The 15,170-nt window shown below is 61.7% G+C and carries 16 protein-coding genes and 1 pseudogene; 6 read left to right on the top strand and 11 right to left on the bottom strand.

Translation table 11 applies throughout. The features are described from left to right. Window positions 1-43: 43 nt before the first annotated feature. From cysB to CSV86_RS05815, 4 genes are all read right to left on the bottom strand, one after another. On the bottom strand, window positions 44-1,018 hold the full coding sequence (gene cysB, locus CSV86_RS05830) for an HTH-type transcriptional regulator CysB (RefSeq protein ID WP_009394496.1): 975 nt from the start codon (window positions 1,016-1,018) through the stop codon (window positions 44-46). Between the two features lie 122 nt (window positions 1,019-1,140). Then, complete coding sequence (locus tag CSV86_RS05825) at window positions 1,141-1,638, bottom strand: universal stress protein (RefSeq protein WP_009394494.1); 498 nt, start codon at window positions 1,636-1,638, stop codon at window positions 1,141-1,143. Between the two features lie 99 nt (window positions 1,639-1,737). Further along, entirely contained in the window at window positions 1,738-3,015 is a 1,278-nt protein-coding gene (locus tag CSV86_RS05820; protein ID WP_000610830.1) for an ISL3 family transposase, read from the bottom strand. 12 nt (window positions 3,016-3,027) lie between these two features. After that, window positions 3,028-4,032, bottom strand: coding sequence for a permease (locus tag CSV86_RS05815; protein ID WP_040363373.1), 1,005 nt, complete (start codon window positions 4,030-4,032; stop codon window positions 3,028-3,030). A gap of 141 nt (window positions 4,033-4,173) precedes the next feature. Here CSV86_RS05815 and CSV86_RS05810 point away from each other — a divergent pair, with 141 nt between their 5' ends. Then, on the top strand, window positions 4,174-4,488 hold the full coding sequence (locus CSV86_RS05810; protein ID WP_000349485.1) for an ArsR/SmtB family transcription factor: 315 nt from the start codon (window positions 4,174-4,176) through the stop codon (window positions 4,486-4,488). Window positions 4,489-4,714: 226 nt separating this feature from the next. On the opposite strand, the gene CSV86_RS05805 is transcribed toward CSV86_RS05810, so the two are convergent. Then, on the bottom strand, window positions 4,715-5,623 hold the full coding sequence (locus CSV86_RS05805; RefSeq protein WP_009394491.1) for a 5'-nucleotidase: 909 nt from the start codon (window positions 5,621-5,623) through the stop codon (window positions 4,715-4,717). Window positions 5,624-5,925: 302 nt separating this feature from the next. Between CSV86_RS05805 and CSV86_RS05800 the strand changes: the two genes are divergently transcribed. After that, on the top strand, window positions 5,926-6,999 hold the full coding sequence (locus CSV86_RS05800; RefSeq protein ID WP_009394489.1) for a 3-deoxy-7-phosphoheptulonate synthase: 1,074 nt from the start codon (window positions 5,926-5,928) through the stop codon (window positions 6,997-6,999). A gap of 61 nt (window positions 7,000-7,060) precedes the next feature. Here the strand turns inward: CSV86_RS05800 and CSV86_RS05795 are convergent, their stop codons facing one another. Further along, a complete protein-coding gene (locus CSV86_RS05795; protein WP_009394487.1) occupies window positions 7,061-7,342 on the bottom strand; it encodes a GNAT family N-acetyltransferase in 282 nt (93 codons plus the stop codon). 504 nt (window positions 7,343-7,846) lie between these two features. Between CSV86_RS05795 and CSV86_RS05790 the strand changes: the two genes are divergently transcribed. After that, entirely contained in the window at window positions 7,847-8,098 is a 252-nt protein-coding gene (locus CSV86_RS05790; RefSeq protein ID WP_037058464.1) for an outer membrane lipoprotein OprI, read from the top strand. A 194-nt stretch (window positions 8,099-8,292) separates the two neighbouring features. Here CSV86_RS05790 and CSV86_RS05785 read toward each other — a convergent pair whose 3' ends face one another. The 3 genes from CSV86_RS05785 to CSV86_RS05775 all read right to left on the bottom strand — a co-directional run bounded on the left by CSV86_RS05785 (window position 8,293) and on the right by CSV86_RS05775 (window position 10,310). Further along, entirely contained in the window at window positions 8,293-9,270 is a 978-nt protein-coding gene (locus CSV86_RS05785; protein ID WP_009394483.1) for a L,D-transpeptidase family protein, read from the bottom strand. A 96-nt stretch (window positions 9,271-9,366) separates the two neighbouring features. Then, window positions 9,367-9,648 (bottom strand): hypothetical protein, encoded by a 282-nt coding sequence (locus CSV86_RS05780; RefSeq protein ID WP_009394482.1) that lies wholly within the window; start codon window positions 9,646-9,648, stop codon window positions 9,367-9,369. Between the two features lie 56 nt (window positions 9,649-9,704). After that, a complete protein-coding gene (locus CSV86_RS05775; protein ID WP_009394480.1) occupies window positions 9,705-10,310 on the bottom strand; it encodes an arylesterase in 606 nt (201 codons plus the stop codon). Between the two features lie 10 nt (window positions 10,311-10,320). On the opposite strand from CSV86_RS05775, the gene CSV86_RS05770 reads away from it, so the two are divergent. The 3 genes and pseudogenes from CSV86_RS05770 (at window position 10,321) to greB (ending at window position 14,068) form a co-directional block, all read left to right on the top strand. Then, on the top strand, window positions 10,321-11,004 hold the full coding sequence (locus tag CSV86_RS05770) for an ABC transporter ATP-binding protein (protein ID WP_009394479.1): 684 nt from the start codon (window positions 10,321-10,323) through the stop codon (window positions 11,002-11,004). Continuing rightward, window positions 11,005-13,511: pseudogene (locus CSV86_RS05765) on the top strand (ABC transporter permease). Between the two features lie 83 nt (window positions 13,512-13,594). Further along, a complete protein-coding gene (greB, locus tag CSV86_RS05760) occupies window positions 13,595-14,068 on the top strand; it encodes a transcription elongation factor GreB (RefSeq protein ID WP_009394475.1) in 474 nt (157 codons plus the stop codon). Between the two features lie 109 nt (window positions 14,069-14,177). Here greB and CSV86_RS05755 read toward each other — a convergent pair whose 3' ends face one another. Both CSV86_RS05755 and CSV86_RS05750 read right to left on the bottom strand, forming a co-directional pair. Next, complete coding sequence (locus tag CSV86_RS05755; RefSeq protein WP_009394472.1) at window positions 14,178-14,486, bottom strand: hypothetical protein; 309 nt, start codon at window positions 14,484-14,486, stop codon at window positions 14,178-14,180. Window positions 14,487-14,702: 216 nt separating this feature from the next. Continuing rightward, entirely contained in the window at window positions 14,703-15,137 is a 435-nt protein-coding gene (locus CSV86_RS05750) for a DoxX family protein (RefSeq protein ID WP_009394470.1), read from the bottom strand. Window positions 15,138-15,170: the final 33 nt, after the last annotated feature.

Here is a 15,170-nt window from a genome sequence, read left to right as displayed (position 1 = left end):
GAAAAAACCGGCCAAGGCCGGTTTTTTCATGGTTGCCCGAAACTCAGTGCACAGGCAACTCGACACCTTCGAACAGCTCTTCCAGTTCCTGCTTGTTATGGCACTGGATCGCCTTGGCCATCACTTCGCGGGTCAGGTGCGGGGCGAACTTCTCGATGAAGTCGCACATGAAGCCACGCAGGAAGGTGCCACGACGGAAACCGATCTTGGTGATGCTGGACTCGAACAGCTCGCTGGCATCGAGCACCACCAGGTCGCTGTCCAGCTTCGGATCCACCGCCATCTTGGCGACGATGCCGACGCCCAGGCCAAGGCGCACGTAGGTCTTGATCACGTCGGCGTCAGCGGCGGTAAACACCACTTTCGGGGTCAGGCCGCGGTGGCTGAAGGCTTCGTCCAGCTTGGAACGTCCAGTGAAACCGAACACGTAGGTGACGATCGGGTACTCGGCCAGCACTTCAAGGGTCAGCTTCGGCAGCTTGGTCAGCGGGTGGCCCTGGGGCACAACCACGCAGCGATTCCAGCGGTAGCACGGCATCATCACCAGATCGCCGAACAGTTCCAGGGCTTCGGTGGCGATGGCGAAGTCGACGGTGCCATCGGCGGCCATTTCGGCGATCTGCATCGGCGAGCCCTGGTGCATGTGCAAGGCCACTTCCGGGTACTGCTTGATGAACGAGCTGATCACCGGTGGCAACGCATAACGTGCCTGGGTATGGGTGGTGGCGATGGACAGCGTGCCCTTCTTCTCGTTGGAGAATTCCTGGGCAATCTGCTTGATGCTTTCGACCTTGCGCAGGATTTCCCCGGCGGTATTGATGATCCGCTCACCGGCCGGGGTGACACGGGTCAGGTGCTTGCCGCTGCGGGCAAACACTTCCACGCCCAGCTCGTCTTCCAACAGGCGAATCTGCTTGCTGATCCCCGGCTGGGACGTATACAGGCTCTGCGCTGTCGCGGAAACGTTGAGGTCGTGGTGCGCCACTTCCCAGATGTAGCGCAATTGTTGAAGCTTCATAGGTATCCCTCAGAGGCTGGGCGTCACCGGCAACAGCGACGAGTTATAACTATATTAGCGGTCAGGAGAATAAATCTAGAACAATTTCACCAGCTTTCTTACTGCCGACTCGGAAAAATCCCTCAAGCCTTGCGACGACCGAGGTGCTGTGCGAGCGGCACCATGTACACCGGCACCGGTGACAGTTGCAGAATGCGCACCGCCGTACGACCGATCGGGATCTCTGCACCGGCCCCCTGGCTATGGCTGCCAACGATCAGCAGGTCGACATTCAGGCGTTCGGCCTGCTGGAGGATCACCTGCGCCGGATCCCCCTGGCGCACCCGTACGGCACGAATCAGCGCGAGGTCCTGCTGATCCCCCAATTCATCGCGAAAACTTTCGAGTACGCGCTGTTCGATATTGGCCATCACGGTGTTGACGCCCTGGCTGTGCAACTGGTCCAGGGTCTGCTCGTCCAGGTAACTCTGCAGCAGCGATTCGGCGAACTGCCCCATGGGCTCCACGGCATGGATCACGTAGAGCTCCGCCTTGAAATTGCGCGCCAGGGCCAACGCGTGCTGCATGACATAAGGCGCATAAACACCGAGGTCCGTGGCGTACAACATCGAACGGATCATTTGACCTCCTCGACTGCCGGAACGGCAGGGCAAGGTTCAGCGGGTATACGGATTTAATGGTTGATGGGGCACCTTTACCCCACCAACCTGATACCATTATCAGATGGTTGATAGATCGACTCCGTAGTTGAGTTCCTCTGCGAAGTCCGGCAGTCCGTAACCGATGGTTTTCTTGTAGAAAGGAGAGACCTTCGCAGTCGGTGCCTTCTTCTTGTGCTTCGTGGTGTAGAGCATTCGTGCCCGCATCACCTCGAAGGAGTAACCGCGCCCTTCACGGTTCTTGTCCTTGGCCAGTCGGTTGATGGACTCCGTGTAAGCGTTGGTGACGGGCATGTCCGTCTCGAAGTAGGTCATGGTCTCTTCGCGCCAGTTTCCCACTGCCCTGACCAGATCGCTCCAGACTTCCTTTTGGCCCTTCGGGATGGTGGCTATCCACTCGTCCAGGGCGGCTTCTGCCTGGAGCCGTGTGGTGGCGTCCCAGATGCCGTAGAAGCGCTCCTTGTGCTCGTAGGCGGCCAGCAGTTGCGGGAACGCGCCTGTCCAGGTCTCCATGATGAGGCGCTCCCGGTCTGAGACTTCGTGAGCGCGTTTCAGCAGGATTTTCCGGTCTCCCTTGAGAGTCCGGCTCTGGGACGGTTTCAGCTCCTTTCTGAGGCCCTTGCGCACTCTCTCTAGGGCATCGTTGGCCATGCGCACCACATGGAACTTATCGACCACGATACGGGCCTGGGGCAGCACAGCCTTGACCGCTGCCCGGTAGGGGTTCCACATGTCCATGCTGACGATCTCGACCTTCTGCCGGTCTTTCAGCTTCATCAGGTAGTTGGTCACCACGTCCTGGCGGCGGGTGGCCAGCAGGTCGAGCAGGGTTCGCTCCTCAATGTTGGTCAGAATGCAGCGGTAGCGCTTGTTCAGGTATAGCTCGTCAATGCCCAGGATGCGGGGCGTCTCGAAGCGGTGCCAGCGCCCCAGGAACTCGGCGCGGGCGTTGAAGATGTCGCGCACCGTCTTCTCGTCCAGGCCGGTCTGTGCCGCCACAAAGGTGTAGGGGTGGTTGAAGGATTCCTTCTCCACGTACTCATGCAGCCGCAGTGTCATACGGAATCCGTCCACCATCTCCGGTAGCTGGGGCCTGAATGTTGTCTTGCAGGCCCGGCAGGTGTATCGGCGGCGGACCACCCAGAGAGTGACCCGCTTGCCGTGGATGGGCAGATCACGATAGGGAACGTCACGCTTGCCGAACCGCACGAACTCACCCTGCACGCCGCACCCCTCGCAGGCTACTGGTGTAGGTGCTTCAAGCCGAAAATGTATGTCTTCATTCTGCTCATCAGAATCCACCAACTGGTACCCAGGAAGGCTTAACGAATTAATCATCTCCCGCCTTGATCAGAAAAACAGGTAGGTGGCGTAACCGGCAATCATCGCCATAGCAAAAATGACTGCTAAAAACGCCGCTAAAAGCTTCAGCGTGAACAAAGAGCGCAACAGAATGAGCTCAGTCAGGCTGGCTCCGGCACTGCCGATGATCAACGCTAGCACCGTCCCGGCACCCACGCCTTTGGCCATCAGAGCCGCTGCCAGAGGTATGACGGCTTCAGCGCGAATATACAACGGCACGCCGATGACAGCGGCAACTGGAATGGCAAAGGGATTATCTGGGCCTGCATACTGCTCCAATAAGTCAGTGGGCATGAAACCATAGATCACGCTGCCAATCGCAATACCGATGAGCAGGTAAGGCAACACATCGATAAAGTCCGACCAAGCTTCCCGCCACACACCACTGTACTTCCCTTCTTTCTTAACCGTGACAGTGGGTTGACTGTCACAGCATTCGCTAGACGTAGAGACTGTTGTCTTCCTATCAGCCCCGCAAGAAGCCGTCTTCGGAGTGGTGTCGCAGCTGTTGGTGCCGCAACTCGATGCGGTCGATGTAGCACTGCACGGGCTTGCTGATGAACTACATCCACTGCTCTCTTGTGTCGCCGTCCGGCGCACATAACGCTCGAAGCCAAGCGTGTGAAGCAGCCATCCGGCACCTACCGCGACCACCAAAGCGGCGAGCACATAGATAGCAGTAAGTGTCCATCCAAACGTGGCAACCAGCAGGCCGACGACGATAGGATTCAGCAACGGAGATGAGAAAAGAAACACCATCATCGGCCCAAAACCGGCCCGTGCCCGAATCAACCCTTTCAACATGGGGATAGTCGAGCAACTACAGAAGGGCGTTATAGCTCCTAAACCAGCAGCAAGAAAATAGCCTCGCTTCCCACTGGAAGTCAGTAACGCTTCCACCTTGGATGGTGGGATGTGACGTTGAAGAACTCCGACCAGCAAGCTAATGCCAATGAATAAAACCGATAGCTCGATAGCGAGAAAGGCGAACATGCCTAGAGCGTCTTGGAGTTGAGATGACATTCAATATTACTCCTATATTTCTAGTATTGTCGAAATGATGTACGCAGCCTACTTGCGTTTATCCGACCTGTCAACTATAATTCTAGAAACATCGAATTATTGGGGCGTGCTATGGATCACGAAAAGGTTGCAGCCAGCTTAGCTGAGCTAGGGAATAGTCACCGACTGTCCGTGTTCCGCTTTCTGGTCAAAGCTGGCCATGATGGGGCTTCGGTCGGAGATATCCAGAAGGGGCTGGGTATTCCTGCTTCGACGCTATCACATCACCTTGCGCGCATGGCCAAGGTAGGGCTGATCCGGCAGGAGAAACATAGCCGCACGATTGTCTGTATACCCGAGTATGGGCACCTAGAGAATTTGATCGGTTTCTTACAAGAGGAATGTTGTGCAGGTGTCCGGATTGCGCATGAACCAGAACCGCTTTGACGCTTGCCCAGCTCTCGCTGTCCTCCCTAGTCAGCATCGCTATGAAGACTCAGGCGAAGGTGGAAACAGAAAATTGGCAGTAGAGTAGGCTGAAGAGGATCAATCAGATAATCCGCTGAGAAAGATTTTCTTCTTTACATCTTTGGCATTTTATCAACCAGAAATTCCGGATACCCGGTTCAGCTTAGCAGCGCCAAACCGATGCGCAGCGCCCGTCCGGCGGGGTTCAGGCCGGGTCCGATTGGTTACTGATGCCATGGGGCACATGCCCCGTGGCGACCACCCTGCCCGCCCGTTCGCAGTGGCCGGCCTGGTCGTCGAAGAACACGTCGGCGGCGAAGGCTTCGAGGAACGCCGATTTGTCCAGGCCGCCGAGGAACAGCGATTCATCCAGGCGGATATCCCACTCGCGCAGGGTGCGGATCACCCGCTCGTGGGCCGGTGCGGAACGCGCGGTGACCAGCGCGGTGCGGATCGGGCAGGCAGTGCTGGGAAACTCGCTCTGCAACAGATTGAGCGCCGCCAGGAAAGGCTTGAACGGCCCACCGCGCAGGGCCTGGCGCGCAGCCTGGCGCTCGTTGGCCTGGAAGGCTTCGAGGCCGCCCATCTGGTAGACCCGCTCGGACTCGTCGGAAAACAGCACGGCATCACCATCGAAGGCGATGCGCAGCTCTTCGGTGGCCTCCCGGTGAACGCCGCCGGAAAGGATGGTGGCGGCGGCGAAACCAGCATTCAAGGCGCTGCGCACATCCTCGGCATCGGTGGAGAGGAACAGGTGGCAGCCGAACGCAGCCAGATAAGGATAAGGGCTGCGTCCACCTACGAATGCCGCGCGGGAAATGCCCAGGCCGTAGTGCTCAATGGAATTGAACGCGCGCAGGCCGGTATCGGCGCTATTGCGCGAGACCAGCACCACCTCGACCCGGGGCTGTCCGAGGAGGGTATTGAGGCCCAGCAGCTTCTGCACCAGCAGGAAGGCGTCGCCGGGTTGCAGGGGCTCGTCCTCGTGCTCGATCTGGTATTGGCGATAGGCCTCCACCCCCTCGGCAAGAAACAGCCGATGGCTCTCGCTCAGGTCGAACAAGGCCCGTGATGAAATTGCCACTACCAGTTTGTCGTTCAGGCCTTTGTTCATGTTCACTCCATTCCGTGTCGCCCCAAATCGCTGGCAAGCCAGCTCCCACAGGTCCGGCGTGTGGGAGCTGGCTTGCCAGCGATGAGGCCCTCAAAAGCACCAAATCTATCCCGCCCAGGCCACCCCAGCTACTTTAGTTGCAAAAACCCGGTATCCAGCCCCAGAACCGCGACGTTATCAGGCACTTGCCCATTGTCGAGGCAAGGGATTACGCGCTAAGGTTCCGCTCCCCGCTGAGCTCAATCATGCTGCTCCGCCGCACGGGGCTGGCGGCCGGCATCCGTGACCTGACGAGTAACACGATGGCTGATTTACCGATCGACGACCTTAACGTTGCCTCCAACGAGACCCTGATCACTCCCGATCAGCTCAAGAAGGAGATCCCACTCAGCGCAAGCGCGCTTCAGACCGTCACTGCCGGCCGTGAAGTGGTACGCAATATCCTCGACGGCAAGGACCACCGCCTGTTCGTCGTGGTCGGCCCCTGCTCCATCCACGATGTCAAGGCTGCGCATGAATACGCCGAGCGCCTCAAGGCCCTCGCCGCGGAAGTGTCCGACACCCTTTACCTAGTAATGCGCGTCTACTTCGAGAAGCCGCGCACCACCGTCGGCTGGAAAGGCCTGATCAACGATCCGTACCTGGATGACTCGTTCAAGATCCAGGACGGCCTGCACATCGGCCGCAAGCTGCTGCTCGACCTCGCCGAGATGGGCCTGCCGACAGCCACCGAGGCCCTCGACCCGATCTCTCCGCAATACCTGCAGGACCTGATCAGCTGGTCGGCCATTGGCGCGCGTACCACCGAATCCCAGACCCACCGGGAAATGGCCTCGGGCCTGTCCTCCGCGGTCGGGTTCAAGAACGGCACCGACGGCGGCCTGACCGTGGCGATCAACGCCCTGCAATCGGTTTCCAGCCCGCATCGCTTCCTCGGCATCAACCAGGAAGGCGGGGTGTCCATCGTTACCACCAAGGGCAACCCCTATGGCCATGTCGTCCTGCGCGGCGGCAACGGCAAGCCCAACTACGACTCGGTCAGCGTCGCCCTGTGCGAACAGGCGCTGAACAAGGCCGGTATCAAGCCGAACATCATGGTCGATTGCAGCCACGCCAACTCCAACAAGGATCCGGCCCTGCAGCCGCTGGTCATGGAAAACGTCGCCAACCAGATCCTCGAGGGCAACCAGTCGATCATCGGCCTGATGGTGGAAAGCCACCTGAACTGGGGCTGCCAGGCGATTCCGAAGGATCTGGAGCAGTTGCAGTATGGCGTGTCGATCACCGATGCCTGCATCGACTGGGACGCCACCGCCACCACCCTGCGCAACATGCGCACCAAGCTCAAGGACGTGCTGCCGAAACGCCGCGCCTGAAGGGCATGAACGAAAACGCCGGGCAATGCCCGGCGTTTTCGTATGCGGAATAGGGAGGCCGTCAGGCCTTCGACGAATACTTCTGGTGCCGCTCCATGTAGCGCTCGACATAAGAGCAGGACGGGATCACGGTGTAACCGCGCTCTTCGGCGTAGGCCAGCGCCCGCTCGGTGAGTGCCGCCGCAATGCCACGACCGCGCAGGGCGTTGGGCACGAACGTGCGGTAGATATCCAGGGTCTGCTTGCCCAGGTCCATGTAGGTCAGGTAGGCACGATGACCGTCCACGTTGGTCTCGAATTGATGACCGGCCTGGTCATGGTGGATGGTCAACGCCTCGCTCATCACTACTCCTCGCGGGTCTTGTCACAGAACCCGACCTTAACCGATGTTTGTCCGGCGAAGGAACCTCTACGCCACCCCATGCCCCTTGGACAGCACAAGGGCCTGCTCGTTTTGCAGGCCGGGCACCCTACAAATAGTAGGCGCCCGCTGCCCGGATGCTCAAGGTACAGGTCGGAAAATTTTCCACGCGGCACAGCACGCGTAAAGCGCGGCGACAGCGTCCTGAACTGCAAACCGGATGATCCGTTTGTTATGACGCAAGATGACACTAAAAGTCACCGTTAGTTCAAAAAAACTACTTTTACAAGAACGTCTTACACTGACCAACAAGGACACTGCACGATTTTCGCGCAGTCTCGGGTCAAGCCGTTTGGCAAGACAATTTTTTTCCAATTCTTGCGCTCTGTCAGTTTACTTACTACAAGTAATGGGTACTATGTACGCCGGCCAGTTTCTCTTCGTTGAGAGATGGCTATTTAATAGAAAGTCCTTGAAGGGAACACGATGAACAACGTTCTGAAATTCTCTGCTCTGGCTCTGGCCGCAGTTCTGGCTACCGGTTGCAGCAGCGTATCCAAAGAAACCGAAGCTCGTCTGACTGCTACCGAAGACGCAGCAGCTCGTGCACAAGCTCGTGCTGACGAAGCGTATCGCAAAGCCGACGACGCTCTGGCTGCCGCTCAGAAAGCTCAGCAAACCGCTGACGAAGCTAACGAGCGCGCTCTGCGTATGCTGGAAAAAGCCAGCCGCAAGTAATAATCCCTTGGGATTGTTATTTGAAGCCGGCCCACTTGTGGGCCGGCTTTTTTATTGCCCCGGTTTTCAGCTGCAAGCCGCAAGCTGCAAGCCAAAAGAACAAGCGGCCTGATAGCCCCGGACGCTTTCGTCAACTCAAACAAAAAGAGCAGCCCTTCCCGGACTGCCCTCTCTTACAGCTTGAAGCTTAAAGCTTACTGCTGCTGGTATGGATTGCTCGAGATGATTGGCATGTTGCCATCCGGCGCGGTCGGGACCGCGATCTCAACCGGCATGCCATCTTCGGCAGCCACGACGTCACGCACCATGTCCCAGTTCATCTGCACGTTCTTCGCCAGGTCTTCACGCTTGAGCAGCGCATTGATCACTGCCGTGTGCTTGTCCACCACCGACGGATCGCCCTTGTCGTCCAGCGGGGTGTGCGCTTCGAGATAGACCTTGCCACCACTCATGCCGAACTTGTACGGCTCGTTGATGATCCGCACCGGCGTGCCAACCGGCGCCATCTTCGCCAGTTCCAGCACGTTATTGTTGAACATGCGGAAGCAGCCGTGGCTGGTGCGCATGCCGATGCCGAATTTCTTGTTCGAACCGTGGATCAGGTAGCCCGGTACCCCCAGGGTGAACTTGAACGGCCCCAGCGGGTTGTCCGGCCCAGCCGGAACCACGTTCGGCAGCGGATCACCGTCGGCGGCGTGCTCGGCCTTGATCGAGGCCGGCGGGGTCCAGGTCGGATTCGGCGTCTTGGCGGTGACTTTGGTCTGAGCGATCGGCGACCCCCAACCCTCCCGGCCGATACCCAACGGGTAGGTATGCACCACATTCTCGCCTTTCGGGTAGTAGTACATACGGTACTCGGCGAGGTTGATGACGATGCCTTCGCGCGGGCCCGGCGGCAGGATGAAACGGGTCGGCAGGATGATTTCGGTACCGGCACCCGGCAGCCACGGGTCGACACCCGGGTTGGCCGCGACCATTTCCAGGTAGCCGAGGTCACCGGCGGTACCGATATCGGCAAAGGTGTCTTCGTACTTGGCCTTGATCACCTGGACCTGACCGATGATGTCTTCGCCTGGCGGTGGCAGGGGAAACTCCAGCGCGGAAACGGGACCGGCCGCCAGCAAGGCAGCCAGGGACAGGCAACGGGTGACGGCGGGAAAGCGCGGCAACATCCGGGAAATCCTTCGAACAATTCGGGAGTCAAGGACGCGATTGTACACCGCCGTAGGATTTTTCGGCATACGGGGGCGCCGGATGGGTAGCGTCCTTCAGAGCTCCGGCCAGACCGGCCGCGTGCCTTTACGCTGGGCCTCCAGGATCGCCTTGCACAGCGGGCAGAGGCGGCGGTCACGGTAGACCGTGCTGGGCACCCCGGACCAGCGCGGCTGCGCCGGCAGCAAGGTGCCGCACAAGGTACGATCCGCCGAGCCGCCCAGTTCCAGCTGACGGGCCACCAGGTGCACGCGGATCTCCTGGCAGGCGAACAGGTCAAGCTGTTCGTCGGGCTCGATCAATTGATAGGCATACAGGGACCAGGCGGGACGCGACATCGGGGGCTCCAAATCGGGGGCGCAACATTAGCCGAAAGCCGGTCACTATAAAAGCGTCACAGCAGCGGTTTGATCGCTGGCCAGGCATTTTCCAGCAGGCGGCCCTGGGCCCCTTGCGCCGGATGGATGCCGTCGGCCTGCATCAGCTCGGGATGCCCGCCCACTCCTTCGAGGAAAAACGGCACCAATGGAACGTTTTTCTGTACGGCGAGATCGGAATAGACCTGAGCGAAGGCTTTGGTATAGCGCGCGCCATAGTTCGGTGGCAGTTGCATGCCGAGCAGGAGCACCTTGGCCCCGGCTGCCCGGGACTTGTCGATCATCGAGGCAAGATTTTGTTGCAATTGCGCAGGAAGCTGCCCACGCAGCCCGTCGTTACCGCCCAGTTCCAGCACCACCAGGCTCGGCTTGTGCGCCGAAAGCAGCGCGGGCAGCCGCGCCTGGCCGCCCGCACTGGTGTCACCGCTGATCGAGGCATTGATTACCTTGTCGTCGAAACCCTCGTCCTTGAGCCGCTTTTCCAGCAGCGCGACCCACCCCTGACGGGTATCCAGGCCAAAAGCGGCGCTGATACTATCGCCGACGATCAACACCGTACCCGCCGCTGCGTTCTGCGCCATGCACAACAAGGCCAGACCAGCACTCAATAACCACACTCGCATCGGATTCTCCATGGGCCCCAGCATTCTCATTGCGCGGAACCTTAGCAAAGTGGTTCCCAGCGCGGAAGGCAACCTCACCATCCTTCAGGAACTGTCCCTGGAACTGACGCAAGGCGATAGTTTGGCCATCGTCGGCGCCTCGGGTTCCGGCAAATCCACCCTGCTCGGCCTGCTCGCTGGTCTCGACCAGCCCAGCGCCGGCTCGGTGACCCTGGCCGGCCACGACCTCGGGCCACTGGACGAAGACCAGCGCGCCAGGGTGCGCGCCGAACATGTGGGCTTCGTTTTCCAGTCGTTCCAGTTGCTCGACAGCCTCAACGCCCTGGAAAACGTCATGCTGCCACTGGAACTGGACGGCCGCCGCGACGCCCGCGAACACGCACGGACCCTGCTGGAGCGGGTCGGCCTGGGCAAGCGCCTGAGCCACTCGCCACGCCAATTGTCCGGTGGCGAGCAACAGCGGGTCGCCATCGCCCGCGCCTTCGCCGCCGAACCGGACGTGCTGTTCGCCGACGAACCCACCGGCAACCTGGACAGCCATACCGGCGAGCGCATCAGCGACCTGCTGTTCGAGTTGAACAAGGAACGCGGCACTACCCTGGTCCTGGTCACCCATGACGAACGCCTGGCCCGCCGCTGCCATCGGCAGATTCGCCTGGAGGCGGGCCATATGGTCAGCCCGATGGAGCCCTAGATGGCACACCTGTCCCTGTTTCGCCTGTTCGCCCTGGCCGTACGCCAGTTGCTTCGCGATGCCCGTGCCGGCGAGCTGCGGGTGCTGTTCTTCGGCCTGCTGATCGCCGTGGCGGCAAGCACCGCCATCGGCTACTTCGGTGCGCGCCTGAACGGCGCCATGCTCCTGCGCGCCACCGAGTTCCTCGGCGCCGACCTGGTCCTGCAGGGCAGTTCCCCGGCCAGTGACGAGCAGATCGAGCGCGGCACCCGCCTTGGCCTGGCCCACGCGACAGTGGTCGAATTCTCCAGCGTGATCGCCACCGACAACGGCATCCAGCTGTCCAGCGTCAAGGCGGCCAACGCGGCCTATCCGCTGCGCGGCGAACTGCGCAGCGCGCCAGAGCCCTTTGGCAAGGAAACCGCCGGTGGCGGCCCAGCGCCGGGCGAAGCCTGGGTCGAACCGCGCCTGCTGGCCGCGCTCGACCTGAAGATCGGCGACAGCATCGACGTCGGCATGAAGACCCTGCGTCTGAGCCGGGTGCTGACCTACGAACCGGACCGCGCCGGCAATTTCTACAGCCTCACCCCGCGGGTGATGATCAACCTCGCCGACCTCGACGCCACCGGCGTGGTCCAGCCCGGCAGCCGGGTGACCTACCGCGAGCTGTGGCGCGGCGACGCCCTGGTGCTGGCCGACTACCGCCAGTTCCTCGACGGTAACCTCGCGCCCAACCAGCGCATCCGTGATGCCCGCGACGGCAACCAGCAGATCGGCGGTGCCTTGGGCAAGGCCGAGCGCTACCTCAACATGGCCAGCCTGGTGGCGGTCTTGCTGGCCGGCGTGGCGGTGGCATTGTCGGCCAGCCGCTTTGCCGTGCGCCGCTTCGATGCCAGCGCCCTGCTGCGCTGCCTGGGCCTGTCACGGCGCCAGGCGCTGACCCTGTTCTGCCTGCAACTGGCAATTCTCGGCAGCCTTGCCGCGCTGGCCGGCGCCCTGCTGGGCTGGCTGGCGCAACTGGGCCTGTTCGCCCTGCTCGACGGCCTGCTGCCGGCGGACATTCCCGAGGGTGGCGTGGTCCCGGCGCTGGCCGGCATCGCCACCGGCCTGGTAGCCCTGGCCGGCTTCGCCCTGCCACCGCTGGCTGCACTGGGTCGGGTGCCACCCCTGCGGGTGCTGCGCCGCGACCTGCTGCCGGTACCGCCCAGCAGTTGGCTAGTGTATGGCGCAGCAATCCTTGCCCTCGGCCTGATCATGTGGCGCCTGAGCCTCGACCTGCTGCTGACCTTCGCCCTGCTCGGCGGCGGCCTGATCGCCGCGCTGCTGCTGGGCGGCCTGCTGCTGCTCGGCCTGCGCAGCCTGCGGCGCCTGCTGGCCGGCGCACCACTGGCATGGCGCCTGGGCCTCGGCCAACTGTTGCGCCATCCGCTGGCCGCCGCCGGGCAGTCCCTGGCCTTCAGTCTGATCCTCCTGGCGATGGGCCTGATCACCCTGTTGCGCGTCGAGTTGCTGGATACCTGGCACAACCAGCTGCCGGCCGATGCGCCCAACTATTTCGCGCTGAACATCCTCGAAGACGACAAGGCCGCCTTCAGCAAGGAACTGGCCGGTTTCTCCAGCCATGCCGCGCCGCTGTACCCGGTAGTGCCGGGGCGCCTGACCCAGATCAACGGCGAAGCGGTGCAGCAGATCGTCAGCAAGGACTCGGCAGGCGACCGCGCCGTGCAACGCGACCTCAGCCTGACCTGGGCCGCCGAACTGCCGGACGACAACACCCTCAGCGCCGGCCAGTGGTGGCAAGGCCAGCCGCAAGCGGACGTCGTTCCCGGGGTCTCGGTGGAAGCCAAACTGGCGGAAAGCCTCAAGCTCAAGCTGGGCGACCGCCTGACCTTCGTCATCGGCGGGGAAACACGCGAGGCCGTGGTCAGCAGCCTGCGCGAGGTGAACTGGGATACCTTCCGGCCCAACTTCTACATGATCTTCCAGCCCGGCACCCTGCAGGGCTTGCCGGCCACCTGGCTGACCAGCTTCTACCTGGCGCCGGGCAACGACCAGCAGATCGTCGCACTGTCGCGGGCCTTCCCGGCAGCGACCATCCTTCCGGTGGACGCCCTCCTCGAACAACTGCGCAGCATCCTCGCCCAGGTCACCCTGGCGGTGCAGTACGTGCTGCTGTTCGTCCTGGCGGCCGGGCTGGCGGTACTGTTCGCCGGCTTGCAGGCGACCCTCGACGAACGTATCCGCCAGGGCGCCCTGCTCCGCGCCCTGGGGCCGGGCGGGCGTTGCTGGTCAAGGCGCGGCGCATCGAGTTCGGCCTGCTCGGCGCCGCCAGCGGCCTGCTCGCCGCCATCGGTTGCGAGATGATTACCTGGGTGCTTTACCGCTACGCCTTCGACCTGCAATGGAACCCGCATCCTTCGCTGCTGCTGTTGCCGCTGGTGGGTGCGCTGCTGGTGGGCGGGGCCGGCGTGGTCGGTACCCGCCGCGCCCTCAACGCCAGCCCGCTGGCGGTGCTGCGCGAAGGCTGAACACGGCGAGCCGGCGACCTGTACCGCCGCCGGCTCGCCGGGTACTCTTCGCCCCTGACGTAACGCCCGCCCAGGAGACGGCATTGGCTACCAACATCATCACCCGCGAAGGTCACGAAGCGCTCAAGGCCGAGCTGGATCACCTGTGGCGCGTATACCGCCCGGAAATCACCCAGAAAGTCGCCTGGGCCGCCTCCCTGGGCGACCGCAGCGAAAACGCCGACTACCAGTACAACAAGAAGCTCCTGCGCGAGATAGACCGCCGCGTGCGTTACCTGCGCAAGCGCCTGGAAGACGTGAAGGTGGTGGATTACGGCCCCGAGCAGGAAGGCCGGGTATTCTTCGGCGCCTGGGTGGAGATCGAGAACGAGGATGGCGAGGTGATGAAGTTCCGCATCGTCGGCTATGACGAGATCTACGGGCGCAACGACTACATCTCGGTGGACTCGCCCATGGCCCGGGCGCTGCTGAAGAAAGAGAAGGATGACGAGGTGGTGGTGCAGACGCCGGGGGGTGAGGCGGTGTGGTATGTGAACAGCATCAGTTATCCGCGTTGACCTTTCGGGCCCTATCGCTGGCAAGCCAGCTCCCACAGGTGTGGCGGTGCACTCGATACCTGTGGGAGCTGGCTTGCCAGCGATAGGGCCCTGAAGAGCAAAGAAGATTTCAGCCCCGGGTAATCAACCCCTGCCGCGCAATCCGGGTCAATTGCCCGATCACCTCAGCCGCCCGCTCCTTGCTTGGTGCCTGTACGACAGCCAGATCAAAGCGGTCATCGGCAAACTCGGCCAACGACATTTCAAGATCGACGAACTGAATCAACAAGGCCGTAGCGCGGCCCTTGCGGCGCGGCCAGCCATCGAGGAAGCGAACCAGGGTCGGTTGGTGCGGGCCACTCAGCAGCACCCGTGGGGTACGCGCCGACTGGCTGGAAGAAAGAGGGGTCAGGCAGACACTGGAACGTGGGCAACTCATGGAGTCATATTCTCCGCCTCGCAGATCCCGCTGGGCTGCGGTGGGAGGCATCACCGAACCAGCGTTTTAGCGGTATTCGGATCACCTTTGGGGCTCTCCCGCGCCCCGCAAGTAGCTGTTTAAATCGGCGCAGGTGGGCATCCTAGAGAAGCCGCCAGCGGACTGTCAACTCAAGCAATGACAAAGGGCCTGCATGGCAGGCCCTTTTCGTTGACTTCAGCTTTTTGCAATCGCCGCGTCCAGCGAGGCCCGGCCAGCCCCCTCGAACAGCACCGCAATTGCGCCGCCCAGCAGGGCCAGGGCGAATTCGTAGCCGTTGTTGGACATGAACAGCCCGTTGTTGATGTGCACCGACAGGATCGCCACCACCAGCAGACCGATCAGTGCCACCGCCGCCGGCCGCGCCAGCAAACCGATGACCAGCGCCAGGCCGCCGAAGAATTCCGCGCCACCGGACAGCACCGCCATCGGCATCGCCGGCGTCAGGCCCAGGCTTTCCATGAACTGCGCGGTACCCGCCAGGCCGCCCCCGCCGAACAGACCGAAGAGTTTCTGCGAGCCGTGGGCCATGAAGATGATGCCGACGATGATGCGCAGGACGGTCATGCCCCAGCCAGCGCGGGTGGTCATTACGGAGAAGATGGCGTTCATTGCGGTGTTCCTTAGCAAGGTGCGTTGGGTTTG

The sequence above is a fragment of the Pseudomonas bharatica CSV86 genome, assembly GCF_000319305.2.
GTDB lineage: Bacteria > Pseudomonadota > Gammaproteobacteria > Pseudomonadales > Pseudomonadaceae > Aquipseudomonas > Aquipseudomonas bharatica.
This window is presented reverse-complemented; position numbering and strand designations above follow the sequence as displayed.

What these genes read in the sequence shown, in the direction of transcription:
- cysB (WP_009394496.1), bottom strand. Translation starts at nt 1,018, where the DNA reads ATGAAGCTTCAACAATTGCGCTACATCTGGGAAGTGGCGCACCACGAC.
- CSV86_RS05825 (WP_009394494.1), bottom strand. Translation starts at nt 1,638, where the DNA reads ATGATCCGTTCGATGTTGTACGCCACGGACCTCGGTGTTTATGCGCCT.
- CSV86_RS05820 (WP_000610830.1), bottom strand. Translation starts at nt 3,015, where the DNA reads ATGATTAATTCGTTAAGCCTTCCTGGGTACCAGTTGGTGGATTCTGAT.
- CSV86_RS05815 (WP_040363373.1), bottom strand. Translation starts at nt 4,032, where the DNA reads ATGTTCGCCTTTCTCGCTATCGAGCTATCGGTTTTATTCATTGGCATT.
- CSV86_RS05810 (WP_000349485.1), top strand. Translation starts at nt 4,174, where the DNA reads ATGGATCACGAAAAGGTTGCAGCCAGCTTAGCTGAGCTAGGGAATAGT.
- CSV86_RS05805 (WP_009394491.1), bottom strand. Translation starts at nt 5,623, where the DNA reads ATGAACAAAGGCCTGAACGACAAACTGGTAGTGGCAATTTCATCACGG.
- CSV86_RS05800 (WP_009394489.1), top strand. Translation starts at nt 5,926, where the DNA reads ATGGCTGATTTACCGATCGACGACCTTAACGTTGCCTCCAACGAGACC.
- CSV86_RS05795 (WP_009394487.1), bottom strand. Translation starts at nt 7,342, where the DNA reads ATGAGCGAGGCGTTGACCATCCACCATGACCAGGCCGGTCATCAATTC.
- CSV86_RS05790 (WP_037058464.1), top strand. Translation starts at nt 7,847, where the DNA reads ATGAACAACGTTCTGAAATTCTCTGCTCTGGCTCTGGCCGCAGTTCTG.
- CSV86_RS05785 (WP_009394483.1), bottom strand. Translation starts at nt 9,270, where the DNA reads ATGTTGCCGCGCTTTCCCGCCGTCACCCGTTGCCTGTCCCTGGCTGCC.
- CSV86_RS05780 (WP_009394482.1), bottom strand. Translation starts at nt 9,648, where the DNA reads ATGTCGCGTCCCGCCTGGTCCCTGTATGCCTATCAATTGATCGAGCCC.
- CSV86_RS05775 (WP_009394480.1), bottom strand. Translation starts at nt 10,310, where the DNA reads ATGCGAGTGTGGTTATTGAGTGCTGGTCTGGCCTTGTTGTGCATGGCG.
- CSV86_RS05770 (WP_009394479.1), top strand. Translation starts at nt 10,321, where the DNA reads ATGGGCCCCAGCATTCTCATTGCGCGGAACCTTAGCAAAGTGGTTCCC.
- CSV86_RS05755 (WP_009394472.1), bottom strand. Translation starts at nt 14,486, where the DNA reads ATGAGTTGCCCACGTTCCAGTGTCTGCCTGACCCCTCTTTCTTCCAGC.
- CSV86_RS05750 (WP_009394470.1), bottom strand. Translation starts at nt 15,137, where the DNA reads ATGAACGCCATCTTCTCCGTAATGACCACCCGCGCTGGCTGGGGCATG.